We start from the raw sequence: 16,725 nt of genomic DNA on the forward strand, positions 1-16,725 counted from the left end.
AGGAAATATGCACATGGATCAAGCAAAACAACCTACTGTATTTAAAGAATATGCCTATATTATTATTGGAGCAACCATTGTCGGATTAGCATATAATATCTTCTTCCTGCCGGCGCGATTAGCTGCCGGTGGCCTATCAGGAATCAGTACCATTCTTTATGAGCTGTACGCTATTAACCCTGCACTCAGTCAATTCGTAATTAATATTCCTGTTTTTATTATTGGATGGATTGCCTTGGGAAAGGATTTCAGCATTAAAACGCTTGTAGGGACTTTTTGGGTTCCTCTCGCTATTTTTTTGTCAGCTGATATTCCCATTACGGTTACCAATCCATTCTTAAGTGCACTATATGGCGGACTTATTCTAGGGGCCGGTCTGGGTATTGTCTACAAAGGAAATGGATCAACCGGAGGTACAGCAGCTATTGCTCAAATTGTGAAGAAATTCACTGGTATTTCCAGCGGCTATTCACAATTTATTGTAGATGGACTCGTTGTTATCACTTCTATTTTTGTATTCAGCTTTGAGCTTACATTATTTGCGTTAATGGCAATTTATATCAGCGGTAAAGCAATAGACATTGTCCAATTACGTACCTCTGCAACAAAGCTGGTGATGATTATTACTGATGAGGAAGAAAAGGTACAGCAGCTTATCCAGAACGGCATTGACCGGGGGCTTACAAAAATACGGTCTGTCGGCGGTTACACAAAACTGGATAAAACGATGATCTTGTGTGTGGCGGAACAGACAGAAGCAGTTAAACTGAAAAAATTACTGCAGGAAGAAACTCCGGAAGCATTCACTATTTTTATCAGTGCTTCCGAAATTCTCGGGAGAGGCTTCTCACTTGATAAATATTATGGGCAAAAATTTTAACTTACAAATTTAATAAAGCTGGAATATCGGGAAAACATCCTGATATTCCAGCTTTTTTTAGTCTCCATACAGCAGCTAAGGAAGCATATTTATAAAGTTTTGATAAGCAAATCCTCTAACCTGCTCCTCTGAATAATGCTTTTGTAATTCATTCAGTAAATAATCGTAGCCTGATGAATTAGTGATATTATCAATATAACAGCTTATCCCATCAAAATCAGAGCCGAAGCCGATATTTTTTTCTCCGCCAAGAGCACAAACGTGGTCAATATGTTCACAAAGGTCAGCAACTGTTGCCGTTCTTGCATCTTTTTTCAGAAAGACTGGATAGAGCGCAAAATGAATAGGCGCATTTTTAGCAATCAAAGCTTTCAGCTGATCATCGTATAAATTTCTGGGATGATCACAAATTGCCCGGACATTGGAATGCGAAGCAATTGGATAATTGGCAAGTTCCATCACATCCCAAAAAGCTTTAACGGAGAGATGAGATACATCTGTTAAAACTTTATTCTTATTATTTAACTGGACAACTTCCTTTCCGAGTGTTGTAAGTCCTGCCCCTCTCGGCTCCCCGGCACCATCTGCACATAGATTGGCAGGATTCCAGGTCAGTCCAAAGGATTTCACACCCATTTGATAAAGTTTTTGGAGCTTTTCGATATCATTGCCGATAGCTTCTGCTCCCTCTAAAGTTAACACCGCACCGATTTCACCTGGACCAAGTGTGTGAATATCCTTCCAGTCATGGATAAACTTTACGTTCTCATTCTTTCCAACAATTTCTTCATGAAAAAGGTTTGCTTGTTCTTCTGCATACTTCCATTGATCTATTGTAGTAACTGTTTCCGGATTCACAAAAATTGCAAAAAACTGGACACTGACATTTCCTTCTTCCAGTCGTTTCAGGTTTGTTTCTATCTCCGGTGCGTCTCGAAAATCAAGTTTTCTTTGCTCCAGGCTGGCTGTCTGAAGCTTTAATAACGCATCACAATGTGTATCAATTACCTTCATTTCCTATTACCTCACTTTAGATGAATTAATTACTGTACTCTTGCTGTCTAAGCTCTATGCGACGAATTTTACCTGAGGTTGTTTTTGGTAATTCAGAAACAAACTCGATTTTCCGCGGATATTTATAAGGCGCGATCTCGTGCTTCACATAACTTTGCAGGGTCTCCACTACTTCATCGTTCCCGATAATATTATCCTGTAAAACAACAAATGCCTTCACTACATTTCCTCTTATCGGATCTGGGCTTGCAACAACAGCACATTCTTTTACATCAGGATGTTTTACCAAAGTGTCCTCTACTTCAAAGGGGCCGATTGTATAGCCGGAGCTGATAATAATATCGTCACTTCGGCCTTCGAACCAGAAATAACCTTCTTCATCCATGCTTGCCTGATCCCCGGTCACATAATAATTTCCGCGCTGTGACCTTGTTGTTCTTTCTTCATCTTTATAATAGCCTTTAAACAAGGAAGGTGTATCAAGTGGAATAGCAATATCACCTACCACACCAGGCTTTGTCAACTGACCATCTTCGTCAATAACAACCACATCATGCCCTGGAGTCGGTTTGCCCATTGCTCCCGGGCGTACCTCTGTTCCTTTTAAGAATCCGAGCAATAATGTATTTTCCGTCTGACCGTATCCATCTCTGACTGTCACGTCAAAATGCTGTCTGAATTTATCAATGACTTCACGATTTAAGGGCTCGCCGGCAGAAACGGCGCTATGCAATGCATCTAAGTGATAATCATCTAAATTGGAAAGCTTAGCCATTAAGCGATACTCCGTTGGTGTACAGCACAGCACATTAATCTGATGCTTTTCCAAAAGCTCTAAATATTTAGCTGCATCAAATCTGCCATCATAAACAAATGCAGTTGCTCCGGTTCCCATAATGGATAAAAACGGGCTCCATACCCATTTCTGCCAGCCTGGGGCAGCTGTTGCCCAAACTGTATCTCCGTCTTGAATGCTGAGCCAGTAGCGCGGTGCACTGGACATATGTGCAAATCCCCAGCCATGGGAATGAATAACTGCCTTAGGGTTACCTGTCGTTCCAGATGTATAAGATAAAAATGCAACATCGTCTCTTGAAGTTTTTACCGTTTCTAATTGATCGGAAACCTGGTTCTTCTCCTTATCAATGGATACCCATCCTTCTATCTCTTCGCCAATGCTGAATTTAATTAACTGTTCATATTCAGCAACCTTTTTAAATTCCTCCACACAAGCTTCTGTCGCAACAACAGCATTGATTTCTCCATGTGAGATACGAAATTGCAAATCCTTCGTCCGCAGCATTTCAGAGCTTGGAATAATAATGATTCCTAATTTTAAAGCTGCAATATATAATTCATAAGCCTCTATACAGCGCGGCAGCATAATCATTATTTTATCTCCGCGTTTTAATCCATGTTTTAACAGGATATTTCCAGTCTTATTTGCATTCTTGATTAAGTTAGTATAGGTAATTTCTTTCGTATCCCCGTTTTGCTCTTCTAAAATTATCGCTTTTCTTCCTTCATCTGCTGCATACTTTTCAAACTCGGAAGTAATGTTATACCATTCTGGTGCAATTAGATCTGATTTCTTCATCGTATTCCTCCTCAGATTAGTACCTCATACTATATTCTAGTAATTATATCAATAAATTAGAATAGTTTCAAAAGGATTAAAATTTTCTGATAGGAAAAATTATCCTGCCCCTGTTCCCCTTCCTTTAAATAGCTAAAATTTTATGTTCACTTAAATAATGGTGTATGATTATATTCAAAAGGGAATAGTAACACATGAAGGAGTGTTGATAGTGTCAGCATTTAATGAGAAAGATTTTGACAAAGCTTATGATAAAGAAACAAAAAAAATTAATAAACAATTAGATAAAGACATTATTTTTGCAATGATCGGTGATATCAACACTGGAAAATCCTCAACGATTAATCAGCTTATTGGTGACGATGTCGCTAAAGTCGGTGCACGTCCCGGGGAAACGATGGGTATTGATAAATATGTATACCGCGACAAGATTATTTTTGCGGACACACCCGGACTTGATGATATTAATCAAGCAAATTCTGAGGAAACATTCCGGTTTTACCGCAGGGCGGATGTTATTTTATTTTTCTTGAATGCCGCTGGAACTGTCTTTTCAGAAGGGGAAAGAAAATCATTTGAAACAATCAAAAAAGAAAATAAACATATCATTTTTGTTTTAAATAAAATTGATGCAGCGGATGATATTCCGGCGCTTGTTCAATATGTGAAGCAGCATACATCGAATCGTTATCCGGTTATCCCGATTTCTTCCCGGACGGGAGAAAATATCGATAAATTACGAAATGAGATTTTAGAAATTCTTAAAAAAAAAGAAAAGGAAATTCAATTCGCAAGGCTTATTAAGGAGAAATCATCCACGGCGAACAAATGGATTTTAGCGGCCTCCGGATCAGCCACAGCTGTCGGGGCAGCTCCTCTTCCAGGATCTGATTTTATTCCGTTAACTGGAATACAGGTTGGATTAATGATAAAGCTGGCTACCTTATACGAAAAGCCGCTATCTAAAAAGAAAGCAAAGGAATTAACGATTGCGACTATTACCGGAAATATCGGTAAAACTATCTTTCGCCAAGTATCTAAATTTGTCCCGGGGGCAGGCTCCGTTATTGGCGGCAGTGTTGCAGGAGGTATGACACTTGCCATGGGGTATGCTGTGAAATACGCTTATGAGAATAATATTGAGTTGACTGCAGAAACATTGAAATCTCTGTACAGCTATTTTTATAAAAGAGGTAAAAAAGAACAGAACGAAGAAGAGGAATAAAGGAAAGCATGCAGCATGTGCTTTCCTTTATTCCTTAAATTCATCTTTTAGAATAGAATAGATCCTTATATCCTCTTGTTTCCCTTTTCTTTGCATTGATTTTCTTAAAATTCCTTCATAGATCATTCCGGATTTCTCCATCAATTTATAAGAAGCGATGTTATCCGGATGGCATCTTGCATAGATTCGTTCAAGCTTTAATTCTTCAAATCCAAAACGAAGAACAGCCTTTGCCGCTTCTGTTCCAATGCCTTTCCTCCAGTATTCTCTGGAAAGAACATATGCAAGCTCTGCAGAATAATGTTTCGGGTTCCAATTTAAATCCATTGTGCCAATAACACGGTGTTTCTCCTTCCAAACAATTGCCCATGCTCCTCCAGTGCCTTTTTTATACTGAGCAAATAAAAACTCCATAAACGCTTCTGTATCTGCCAGTGTTTCATGTGATTCCCAAGTTAAAAACGGTGTCAGCTCCGGATCGGAAGCATAGTCATAAACATCCTGCAGATCTTCCTTCTTCATTTGTCTTAAAAGCAGTCTCTCCGTTTCCAGTTCAGGGAACGGAATAAATGGGCTCTCCTGCATTGCTTCTCCTCCTTTTTTATGTAAAAATTAAGATAATTATACACAAAAACATCAACTTTTCCAAGTACTTTCCATTTTTTATGTTAAAAATACTATTTCGAAAGAGGTCTTTCTATGTCCTACACAAAAATCAATGAAGAAATTTGGAATAAATGGAGCAAAGAAGGCTATCGCTGGACCCAGCCGATTTCCACAGAGGTATTTCAAAAAGCCAAAAAAGATGTTTGGGATGTCTTATTAACTCCAAGTATTCCAGTTCCTAAAACATGGTTCGGTCATTTAAAAGGCAGGAAGGTGCTCGGTTTAGCTTCTGGCGGAGGTCAGCAAGGCCCAATTTTTGCTGCCGTAGGAGCTGAGGTTACGATTATGGACTTATCTAATGCCCAATTAGAAGCGGAACGTATGGTTTCTGAGCGTGAAGGATACGATATTAAAATTGTTAAATCGGATATGACAGAGCGCTTTCCTTTTCCAGATGAAGCTTTTGACCTTATCTTTCATCCAGTTTCCAACACGTATGTAGAAGATATTGCCCCGATTTGGCAGGAATGTTTTCGTGTGTTGAAGAAAGGCGGCAGCTTGTTATCGGGTTTTACGAATCCAGAAATTTATTTATTTAATGATGCGGAAAAACTGGAGGATATTCGGGTTATTCATCCGCTTCCCTATAATCCGTTAAAGGATTTTACAGAGAATGAACGGTCAGAATTAATCAAAAATGACGGAATGCAGTTTAGTCACACAATGGAAAGTCAAATACGCGGACAATTAAAAGCCGGTTTTTTGCTGAAGGATTTTTATGAAGATTTTGCAGTGACAGAAGACGATTATATTCTTTCTAAGTACTTCCCGCAATTTTACGCAAGCCTGGCAATAAAATTATAAACAATCAGCTGACCAGACACCAGGTCAGCTGATTCAATAATTATTTAAATCCGCTGCTTATACATTTCTTTTCCATCGTAAGTGTAAAGTGTTTCTTTCCCTTCAACAACTGTTTCTAAATGGACAGATCTTCCCCATAACTGATGGATATATGGTAAAACATGCTCCAAATATTTAATATCCAGCTCAATATCCTCATAGCCGTGACGTAAATACAGCTCCCCATTCCGGAGATAGTCACCATTTTCTACTGTGATATATGGAAAGCCCCCATTTACACGCTGGGAGACAAGCTGGTCGCGAATTTGTACATAATCCTTTTCTGTAATCCGATAATCTCTCCCTTTCTTCTCAAAAAGGTACATATCCTCTTTAGCAACTAATTCCTTCGTCAAATAGTTACGGATAAAAGAAATATCGGAATCCATTTCCCTTACTTCAAAAATTTTATCTCTTCCTTTATTCGGTTCACAGCCATTTCTTATCATTTCTTCGGTTGGGTTGTTATAGCGTTCTTCAATATCTTCAAAGATTTTTATCCCTAAGTAATAAGGATTGATTGATGTCCGGGATGGCTGAACAACACCAGCATTCAATTTAGCATATTCAAGCGTCTCTGCTGTTGTTAAATCTAATTCACGCATAATTCGCTGATGCCAATAGGAGGCCCACCCTTCATTCATTACTTTCGTTTCTAATTGCGGCCAGAAGTAAAGCATTTCCTCCCGCATCATCGTCAATACATCACGCTGCCAATCCTCCAGTTCTCTGCTGTATTCTTCAATAAATAATAATAAATCTTTTTCAGGAGAAGGGGGGATTTTCTTTTGCTTTTTTATTTTTCTCTTCTGCGAATGTTTTTCACTTGAATCTAAGCTCCACAGATCATCGTACTCTCCTCTTTTTTTATAGCTGTCTTCATCTGTGGTGTCGTCTTCTGTTTTGGGTGGCAGTTTAAATCGGACAATCGATGGATCAATATGCTCCTGAATCGATAAAATGGCGTCCAAAAAGCTCTCTACCTCTTCCTTCCCGTGCACCATTTCATAATGGGCAATACGCTCAGCAGTTGCTGTCATACTTTCCACCATATCTTTGCGGGTATTGGAAAAACGGATATTATTTTTAAAGAAATCACAATGTGCCAGTACATGGGCAATAATTAATTTATTTTGAATCAGGCTGTTTGTATTTAATAAAAAGGCATAGCATGGATCAGAATTAATCACCAGCTCATAAATTTGGCTTAAACCTAAATCATATTGCAGCTTCATTTTATGGAATTGCTTTCCGAAGCTCCAATGGGTAAAACGCGTCGGCATACCGTAAGCTCCAAATGTATAAATAATATCTGCTGGACAAATCTCATAGCGCATCGGATAAAAATCCAGACCAAACCCTTTAGCTACCTCAGTAATTTCTTCGATAGCATTCGTTAACTCCTTTGTTCCGTTCAAGTGGATTCCCCCTTTAATCAGCTACTACTAGTCTATGTTTCCCGGATGAAATCTTGCCCTTCCTATATTTCTTTCGCAAAATAAAATAAGGAAACTCGCTTTAGCTAAACTTCTTCTGCAATAGTATTTATCAGCAATAAAACAGCCCAAAGAAATAATTACGCAAATCTTTGAGCTGTTATTTTTTTATACATGTTCTGCGGTCTTTTTAAAAAAGCTCTTCATGGCATGATATACATCTGCCTTTTCTTTTAATACATAATGCTTAAACTTAGGGTCTTCGATAGTTTTATAGGCATTCATCAAGGTTGAATAACGATTATAGCCGTTTACTTCCCCATAACCAAACATATTTGATTTCTCCATCAGCTGGTGGACTAACTCAATGCATGTCTTGTTATCCGAGCTGATATTCTCTCCGTCTGAAAAATGAAATGGATAAATATTATATCGGGACGGATTATATTTTTCCTCAATTACTTCCAAAGCTTTATAATAAGCAGATGAACAAATAGTTCCCCCACTTTCTCCTTTTGAAAAAAATGCCTCCTCCGTAACTATTTTAGCCTCGGTATGATGGGCAATAAATTCAAATTCCACACTTTCATATTTGGTTTTTAAAAAACGGTTCATCCAAAAGAAGAAGCTGCGAGCAATATACTTTTCAAAAGCCCCCATTGAAGCACTCGTATCCATCATTGCCAGGACTACTGCTTTGGAATCGTGACGGATAACTTCATTCCAAGTCTTGAAACGCAAATCATCATTATAAATCGGTGTAATTTGTGCCTTTCCATCCCGGGCATTCCTTTTTAATGCTGTTAATATCGTCCGCTTCTTATCGACATTCCCCATTAATCCTTTTTTTCGTACATCATTAAATTCGACCTTTTCCGTAATAATCTCTGATTTTTCTTTTTCCTGCAGATTAGGGAGCTCTAATTCTTGAAATAATGCATCTTCTATCTCCGCAATGGATACTTCTGATTCATAATAATCCTGACCCGGCTTATCTCCTGCCTTCTTCCCATTTCCAGCTCCGGCCTGCTGTCCATCGCCGCTGCCTGGTGCACGGGCAACAACATCTCCAACTTCTGAATCTCCGTTTCCCTGTCCGACATGCTTTGATTTTTCATAGTTATACCTGATTTTATATTCATCCAGTGAACGGATTGGTATTTTCACCATATCCTTTCCATTGGACATAATAATATTTTCTTCACTGACCAGATCAGGCAGGTTCTTTTTAATCGCATCTTTAATTTTCTCATTATGGCGCTGTTGATCCTGATAACCTTTTCGGTGGAGAGACCAGTTTTCTTGGGAGACGACGAAATTATGCTCTTGCTCATTGGACACTCGAATCCTCTCCTTATATTTTAATTGTTTCCAATCATCAGTTTATGGTACAAACAGTTTTAGAAACATGCTTTATCTATTCTATGCAAGAGAGGATAAGTTATTGCAGACGGATTAAAAGAATTTGAGGTTTTTAGAAACCTATTTTCTTTATCAGATTAAGTAAAAAGTGGCATCCATCTTCATCTGGATACCACTTTTTATTTTTGCTAAGCTGGAAGAACACTGCTATAACTTTATCGGTTTAATAGACTGCCAACGTAACGCAGCAATTCATTTGCAGACACGGAATTATATCCATGCTCATCAATAAGACGGGCGATAACCTCATTAATTTTCTTCAGCTGTGATTCATTTGGCGTTTTCGAGGATGTCGTTATTTTCACAACATCCTTTAAATCAGCAAATAATTTCTTTTGAATGGCTTCCCGCAGACGCTCATGTGATTGATAATCAAATCGCTTGCCTTTGCGTGCATAGGCAGATAAACGGATTAGAATTTCTTCACGGAAACCTTTTTTCGCATTTTCAGAAATACCAATCTGTTCCTCAATCGAACGCATCAGTTTTTCATCTGGATTCATTTCCTCACCGGTAAGTGGATCACGCAATTTATTCTGGTTACAATAAGCCTCTACGTTGTCAAGATAGTTATCCATTAAGGTCTTCGCAGATTCTTCATAGGAATAAACAAAGGCTTTTTGAACTTCTTTCTTCGCAATTTCATCATATTCTTTTCGGGCAATCGAAATATAATTTAAATATTTCTCCAGGTCATCCTTAGAAATAGACGGGTGCTGGTTTAATCCTTCTTTTAACGAGCGTAGTACATCCAGTGCATTGATCGACGGCACCTCTTTACGGATAATCGTTGAAGAGATACGATTAATGACATATCTTGGATCAATTCCTGACATTCCTTCATCCGCGTACTCATTTAATAGATCCTCTACATCAATTTGATTATAGCCCTCTACACTTTCTCCATCATAGAGCCGCATCTTTTTCACAACATCAACAGTCTGTTTTTTCGATTCCTTTAATCTGGTCAAGATGGAGAATATCGCTGCTGCCCGCAAGGCATGCGGAGCCACATGCACATCAGCAATATCACTTTCCTGAATCATTTTTTGATAGATTCGCTCCTCCTCACTGACTTTCAAATTATATGGAATTGGCATAACAATCATTCTGGAATGCAGCGCTTCATTCTTTTTATTGGAAATAAATGATTTGTATTCCGATTCATTTGTGTGGGCAATGATTAGCTCATCCGCAGAAATTAACGCAAATCTGCCCGCTTTAAAATTTCCTTCCTGTGTAAGAGAAAGTAAATGCCATAAGAATTTCTCATCACTTTTTAAAATTTCCTGGAACTCCATCATCCCGCGGTTTGCTTTATTTAATTCCCCGTCAAATCGATAAGCCCGCGGATCAGATTCTGATCCAAATTCCGCAATCGTTGAAAAATCAATGCTTCCTGTTAAATCAGCAATATCCTGTGATTTTGGATCTGATGGGCTGAAGGTTCCAATACCCACCCTTTTATCCTCGGAGAAAAAGATCCGCTGCACCTTGACATCTTCAATTCTGCCGCCGTATTCCTTCTCTAAACGCATCGTATTCAGCGGCGATAAGCTGCCTTCGATCCGGATACCATACTCTTCATAAAAATCCTCCCGCAGATGTTGCGGTATTAAATGAAGAGGATCTTCATGCATTGGACAATTTTTTATCGCATACACTGCACCTTCATCTGTACGCGAATATTGCTCCAGGCCGCGTTTCAGCAAGCTGACAATCGTGGATTTCCCTCCACTGACGGGGCCCATTAATAATAAAATTCGTTTTCTGACATCTAATCTTCGTGCTGCCGGGTGAAAATATTCTTCTACTAAGCTTTCAATTGCAGATTCTAATCCAAAAATAGCTGATCCAAAAAACTGATACATTTTGTGGTTATCCTTCTCTTTGACTCCCGCATTCTTTATCATATTATAGACACGGGAATGAGCAGTTTGTGCAATTGTGGGGTTTTCTTTTACCAAATCTAAGTATTCCGCAAATGTACCTTCCCATCCCAGTTGCTTTTCTGTTTCTCTATCATTTTTTACTTTGTTTAAAATATCCATCGCAGGCTCCCTCCATCTTGCAACGATTTCTATATCCTATGCAGAGGAAGTTTAAAACATGCTCTATGGAAATATTTTAGAAAAACAATCTGGCTCATTTTCAAACAAAAAAATATGGCAGGAAGTCCGCTTTTAATCAAGTACTTTTTCATTATATGTATCGAAGTCATACCTTTCTCCCTGAATAATCGTATACTGGGTTTTTCCTCGTTCAACAATCCAAACCATCACTTCAGCCTCATCTGTTTGCGCTGTAATAACAAATAAATCCTGTTCATCTGATAACCCGATTGATTCTATGTAATTATCTTGCAGCTCCCGGTCACGAATAAGTGTAATATTCATCATATTTACTCCATACATCGCTCGGACATCCTCTGCTGCTTCATTCGTTAATTCCTCTATTGGATGTGCTTCTAAATATTCCTCTGAAAAGTAAGAAGCAACATTTTCTTCCTCACCCATAAGGGCAGCTGTATACATATCATTTACTATCCGGGCACTGTTTGGACTTAAGCAGCCTGCCAGAAAAACCGGAATACACATTACAATTAGCAGTACTAGGCGTTTCATATCATTAACTCCTCATTTCTTCATCTATCCTGATTGTAAGCGATTTGCATATGTTTGTGAAGAATAATTGAATTAGGTGGATAAAGGTCTTCAGTTGAATCTCGACAGAAGTTCCATCATAATAGGAAACGAATGATGAAGGTGAAATGAGGGATTAGATGGTATCAGATAAAAGCATTATTTTTTTCGATATTGACGGAACACTGTTGACGGAAGAGGAAAGAACACTGCCAGAATCAACGAAAAAGGCGATTTTCAAGTTAAAGGAGCTGGGTCATGAGGTTGCTATTGCAACAGGCCGGGCAAAATTTTTATTTGAAGATTTACGAAAAGAATTAGATATTGACACTTACATATGCTACAACGGGCAATATGTTGTGTTTCGCGGAGAAGTTATCTATGCAAATACTTTAAATCCAAAAGCTTTGGATGAATTAACAGCATTTGCTTTAAATAAAAATCACCCTGTTGTTTATATGAATGATAAAAAAATGACAACAAATGTACCTAATGACCATCCATATATCGTGGAAAGCATTTCAACATTAAAGGTAGATGCTTATCCATCCCAGGAGCAGGATTTTGTAAAGCATAATAAAATTTATCAGGGGCTCCTCTTCAACACAGAAGGAGAAGAGAAGCTTTATCAAGATACATTTACTGATTTTGATTTTATCCGCTGGCACCCTAAATCTGTAGATGTTCTTCCAAAAGGCGTTTCTAAAGCCCTTGGTATCAAGAAACTACTTAAATATCTTGATTTCTCTGCTGAAAGACAATACGCTTTCGGAGACGCTTTAAATGATTTAGACATGCTTAAAATGATTCCTAATGGGGTCGCTATGGGAAATGGTTTACCTGAAGTGAAGGAAGCAGCTGCTTATGTCACAAAGGATGTAAGTGACGATGGCATTTTATATGGCTTACAAATGGTCGGACTGTTGCCGAAAGATTGAGAGCTTGGTTAACCCGACCCTTGGTATCTAAAAGATTAACATCTTGCTAAGAGGTGGAATAAAGAGCTTTTCCCATGGGGCAGCTCTTTATTTTTTTTAGCAATTTTTTTAAATCAGGTTATTGTTCAAGTATTCCAAAAAAGATAAGATCTATATACTCATCATCTTTTTTAAGATGTTCTTTCAAGGTTCCTTCTTTTTTCATACCTATTTTCTCCATGATTCTTCCGGAAGCCGGGTTTGTATGAAAGTAACGCGCAAAAACTTTATGATACCCTTTCTCTGCAAAAGCAAATTCAAGGACAGCCTCTGCTGCTTCTGTTGCATAGCCATTCCCCCAATATTCCTCACCGATCCAATAAGCTAATTCACCATTACTAAATTTTGACTGATTAGAGAGCGCTATAGCGCCGTACAGCTTTCCAGTCAATTTATCAGTAATGGCAAATTCAAAGCTTCTTTCTTCTTCAAAATTTTCAAAATGATCTTTTATCCAAATTAATGCATCCTCTTTATAATATAGATATGGAAGATACAAGGTATTTTTGTAAATATTATAGTTATTACATAGCCGGGTAACTTCTGGAGCATCTGATTCTTTAAACAGGCGCAGAAGCAGCCTGTCTGTACCTATTATTCTTGCCTCCTCACTATAAGCCATTATCTTTTTCTCTTCTAATTCTTTATAAATTAAGACTTTTTGTTTTTTTGAGATTGTTCTTTCATCCATTTTGCTCTGGAAAGCATTCCCCACACTCCCGCTATTGCCAATATGATAAAGATAATAAAATTAATCCAGCCCATATGCTCTCTCTCCTCTTTGATATCTGTCTACTTCTAATATTATTATATACACTTCAAAAAGCAATCTAATCATTTTAAATATAATGCAATATTTATCCTTCTCTGCCTCCAGTCATATATCCATTTTCAGGCGAATATACTCCTATTATTGTGAAGAAATTCGTCTAAAGGGAGGATATACATGACAGACAGCAATAATCGGAAACCGGAGGAAAATAAAAAAATCAGACAACTGGAAAAATTTTATAGAGAAAATGAAGGAAAACCGATGACAACGGATGAATCGGTTAAAATTTCGGATGATGAGAATACACTTAGTGCCGGAGATCGCGGACCGCAGCTTTTGGAGGATTTTATTTACCGTGAAAAGCTCTCGCATTTTGATAGAGAACGTATTCCAGAGAGAAATGTCCATGCGCGCGGCTATGGAGCGCACGGAATATTTGAATGCTATGAATCACAAGCAGATTTAACAGATGCACATTTCTTACAGGAAGCTGGCAGAAAAACACCTACATTTGTCCGTTTTTCACAGGTTGCCGGATCAAGGGGAGCCAACGAGACATTACGTGATGTGCGTGGTTTTGCAACGAAATTTTATACGGAGGAAGGGAATTTTGATTTAGTCGGCAATAACATCCCTATCTTTTTTATTCAGGACGGCATTAAATTCCCTGATTTAATTCATGCATTAAAACCGGAACCAAATAATGAAATTCCTCAAGGGCAGACAGCGCACGATACTTTCTGGGATTTTATCGGCAGTAACGAAGAATCGGCAGCGATGATGATGTGGATTATGTCCGACCGTACAATCCCGCGCAGCTTTCGGATGATACAAGGCTTCGGTGTGCATACATTTCGTCTTGTGAATAAAGAAGGTGTGTCACATTTTTGTAAGTTTCATTGGCGGCCAACCTTAGGTGTACATTCGCTTATTTGGGATGAAGCCCAAAAAATCGGCGGTGCTGATCCAGATTTCCATCGGCGGGATTTATGGGAGAATATTAACAAAGGGAATTTCCCTGAATACGAGCTGGGCATTCAAGTTATCCGTGAGGACCAGGAGTTTGATTTTGACTTTGATATTTTAGACGCTACCAAGCTGTGGCCGGAGGAGCTTATCCCCCTTAAAAAAATTGGGAAAATGACCTTAAATAAAAATGTCGAGAATGTTTTTGCAGAGACAGAACAGGTTGCCCTTCATCCAGGAAATATTGTGCGCGGAATTGATTTTACTAATGATCCGCTTCTGCAGGGCAGATTGTTCTCCTATGCAGATACACAATTTTATCGTGTTGGCACAAATTTCAAGCAAATCCCGATTAATTGTCCTATCCACACAGCACATAATAATCACCGTGATGGTGCAGCACGTTATGTTATTGATAAAGGTCAGGTTGCTTATCATCAAAATTACCTGGCTGACAACACCCCTTTTACTGTTCCCGGCGATAAAGGGGGATTTGTCACCTATCCATCTCTTGTTGAAGGGAAAAAGGTGCGTAAAACAGCTCCCAGCTTTGAAGATCACTTTTCACAAGCAAAGCTTTTCTGGAACAGTATGAGTGATGTGGAAAAAAGCCATATCCTGCAGGCATTCAGCTTTGAGCTTGGGAAAGTGAAAACACCGGCAGTTCGTGAACGTGTGATTCGAATGCTTGCCCATATTAGCAGGCCATTGGCTGTTTCTGTTGCTGAGCAGGTTGGCGTACCAGCTCCGCCGGAGGATATTCAGGAATCCGATGTCACTGCTTCCTCACCGGCTCTAAGTATGAGAAATACGATTTTTACTGCAGATACCTTAAAGGTCGGTGTTATTATTGATGAGCAATATGACAGTAATGCCTTGGAAGCTGCTATGGCTTCATGGAAAAAAGCTGGATTGCAGCCTGTCTTTGTAAGCAGTAAACTTGGAACACTACAAGGAACAGGCGGAGATACGATTTCCGTTGATGACACATTTTTAACAGGATCCCCTTTGCTGTATGACGGTTTATTCGTTGTCGGCGGTCCTTATGCTACAAGAGATTTTCATTTTATGGCGAATCAATTTATTGTGGATCAGTTTAATCATTATAAACCAATTGGAGGTATCGGCGAAGGAGCTGAATGGATAGAAGAAATCCACCTTCAAGATCGTCCCGGTGTTTTAGCAAGTAAGTCTCCAAACGAAGGCTTCTATAAAGCCTTTGTTAATGCAATGGCCAAACAGCGTTTTTGGGATCGGTAGGAAATGAAAAAAACAAGAAAATCAATTGGTCTTTAAAACACTGATGTTCTTGCCAAAGGAAATGTCTACTACGGGAATCGCCCCGATCTATGAAGAAATGCTCAGCACTGGAAAGTTACCTGCGCTGAGCATTTTTATTTATTAATAGTCGTCTGGATTAGATCCGGAACGGCTATTTTCATTTAGAGCATCAATCTGCTTCATTTCTTCTTCTGTTAATGCAAAATCAAATATAGCTGCATTCTGAATAATTCGTTCAGGTGTAATTGATTTAGGGATAGTAATCACATTATGCTGAACATCCCAACGCAGAATAACCTGTGCTGCATTCTTCCCGTACTTTTCTGCAATAGAGACAAGTATTGGATGATCTAACAGCTGGCCACGCTTTAACGGAGACCATGCTTCCAGGTGGATTCCCTGCTGTTCACAAAATGCACGTAATCCTTCCTGTGTTAAATGTGGATGGAATTCAACCTGGTTAACTGCGGGTATAACCTCGGCTTCCGGAAGCAGCCGCTCTAAATGCTGAATATGAAAATTGCTGACTCCTATTGCACGGACACGTCCATCATGATAGAGCTTCTCTAACGCTTTCCAGGTATCCACAAATGTTTCTTTCACTGGCCAATGAATCAGATATAAGTCCAGATAATCCGTATCTAATTTTTTAAGGCTTCGTTCAAATGCTTCCAAGGTAGATTCATAGCCTTGTTCATCATTCCATACTTTTGATGTCAGGAAAATATCTTTTCTTGGTACACCAGACTCCTTTATTCCTTGTCCGACACTGACCTCATTCTGGTAAAACGAAGCTGTATCAATACTGCGATAGCCGTGCTCCAATGCAATTTTCACTGCATCTACTGCAATTTGCCCTTCCTCAACCTTGTACACACCAAGTCCAAATTTAGGCATATCGACACCATTATTCAATGTAACTGTATCCTGCAAATGTCCACTCATATTTCATAACCTTCCCTTCCCGACTTTTCTTTCATCATATAATAACTGACACCAGAAAG

14 protein-coding genes are annotated in these 16,725 nt (G+C 38.8%); 5 read left to right on the forward strand and 9 right to left on the reverse strand.

The annotated features are described in order from the left end of the window. Positions 1 to 13: 13 nt before the first annotated feature. Positions 14 to 880 (forward strand): YitT family protein, encoded by an 867-nt coding sequence (locus MHH51_RS18090; protein WP_339282803.1) that lies wholly within the window; start codon positions 14 to 16, stop codon positions 878 to 880. Positions 881 to 955: 75 nt separating this feature from the next. Here MHH51_RS18090 and MHH51_RS18095 read toward each other — a convergent pair whose 3' ends face one another. After that, on the reverse strand, positions 956 to 1,894 hold the full coding sequence (locus MHH51_RS18095; protein WP_339282805.1) for a dipeptidase: 939 nt from the start codon (positions 1,892 to 1,894) through the stop codon (positions 956 to 958). 25 nt (positions 1,895 to 1,919) lie between these two features. Next, positions 1,920 to 3,491: an acyl--CoA ligase gene (locus tag MHH51_RS18100; protein ID WP_339282807.1), complete on the reverse strand. Its 1,572-nt coding sequence runs from the start codon at positions 3,489 to 3,491 to the stop codon at positions 1,920 to 1,922. A 211-nt stretch (positions 3,492 to 3,702) separates the two neighbouring features. On the opposite strand from MHH51_RS18100, the gene MHH51_RS18105 reads away from it, so the two are divergent. Then, on the forward strand, positions 3,703 to 4,716 hold the full coding sequence (locus tag MHH51_RS18105; RefSeq protein ID WP_339282809.1) for a GTPase: 1,014 nt from the start codon (positions 3,703 to 3,705) through the stop codon (positions 4,714 to 4,716). Between the two features lie 27 nt (positions 4,717 to 4,743). On the opposite strand, the gene MHH51_RS18110 is transcribed toward MHH51_RS18105, so the two are convergent. Continuing rightward, complete coding sequence (locus MHH51_RS18110; RefSeq protein WP_339282811.1) at positions 4,744 to 5,301, reverse strand: GNAT family protein; 558 nt, start codon at positions 5,299 to 5,301, stop codon at positions 4,744 to 4,746. Between the two features lie 114 nt (positions 5,302 to 5,415). On the opposite strand from MHH51_RS18110, the gene MHH51_RS18115 reads away from it, so the two are divergent. Next, positions 5,416 to 6,186, forward strand: coding sequence for a class I SAM-dependent methyltransferase (locus MHH51_RS18115; RefSeq protein WP_339282812.1), 771 nt, complete (start codon positions 5,416 to 5,418; stop codon positions 6,184 to 6,186). Between the two features lie 44 nt (positions 6,187 to 6,230). Here MHH51_RS18115 and MHH51_RS18120 read toward each other — a convergent pair whose 3' ends face one another. From MHH51_RS18120 to MHH51_RS18135, 4 genes are all read right to left on the reverse strand, one after another. After that, positions 6,231 to 7,643 carry a SpoVR family protein gene (locus MHH51_RS18120; protein ID WP_147210618.1) on the reverse strand — a complete coding sequence of 471 codons (1,413 nt, stop codon included), beginning with the start codon at positions 7,641 to 7,643 and terminating at the stop codon, positions 6,231 to 6,233. A 186-nt stretch (positions 7,644 to 7,829) separates the two neighbouring features. Then, on the reverse strand, positions 7,830 to 9,002 hold the full coding sequence (gene yhbH / locus MHH51_RS18125) for a sporulation protein YhbH (protein ID WP_147210619.1): 1,173 nt from the start codon (positions 9,000 to 9,002) through the stop codon (positions 7,830 to 7,832). Positions 9,003 to 9,238: 236 nt separating this feature from the next. Further along, positions 9,239 to 11,134, reverse strand: a complete 1,896-nt coding sequence (locus MHH51_RS18130; protein ID WP_339282814.1) for a PrkA family serine protein kinase — start codon at positions 11,132 to 11,134, stop codon at positions 9,239 to 9,241. 132 nt (positions 11,135 to 11,266) lie between these two features. Continuing rightward, positions 11,267 to 11,707, reverse strand: coding sequence for a hypothetical protein (locus MHH51_RS18135; protein ID WP_339282816.1), 441 nt, complete (start codon positions 11,705 to 11,707; stop codon positions 11,267 to 11,269). Between the two features lie 158 nt (positions 11,708 to 11,865). On the opposite strand from MHH51_RS18135, the gene MHH51_RS18140 reads away from it, so the two are divergent. After that, positions 11,866 to 12,663, forward strand: a complete 798-nt coding sequence (locus tag MHH51_RS18140; RefSeq protein ID WP_147210622.1) for a Cof-type HAD-IIB family hydrolase — start codon at positions 11,866 to 11,868, stop codon at positions 12,661 to 12,663. 118 nt (positions 12,664 to 12,781) lie between these two features. Here MHH51_RS18140 and MHH51_RS18145 read toward each other — a convergent pair whose 3' ends face one another. Next, positions 12,782 to 13,324, reverse strand: a complete 543-nt coding sequence (locus MHH51_RS18145) for a GNAT family N-acetyltransferase (protein ID WP_339282818.1) — start codon at positions 13,322 to 13,324, stop codon at positions 12,782 to 12,784. 324 nt (positions 13,325 to 13,648) lie between these two features. Between MHH51_RS18145 and MHH51_RS18150 the strand changes: the two genes are divergently transcribed. Beyond that, entirely contained in the window at positions 13,649 to 15,700 is a 2,052-nt protein-coding gene (locus tag MHH51_RS18150; protein ID WP_339282820.1) for a catalase, read from the forward strand. A gap of 141 nt (positions 15,701 to 15,841) precedes the next feature. Here MHH51_RS18150 and MHH51_RS18155 read toward each other — a convergent pair whose 3' ends face one another. Then, positions 15,842 to 16,666, reverse strand: coding sequence for an aldo/keto reductase (locus MHH51_RS18155; RefSeq protein ID WP_156984933.1), 825 nt, complete (start codon positions 16,664 to 16,666; stop codon positions 15,842 to 15,844). Between the last annotated feature and the right edge of the window lie 59 nt (positions 16,667 to 16,725).

Origin of the sequence: Oceanobacillus sp. FSL K6-3682 (assembly GCF_037976165.1) — a bacterium.
Lineage (GTDB): Bacteria > Bacillota > Bacilli > Bacillales > Amphibacillaceae > Oceanobacillus > Oceanobacillus sojae.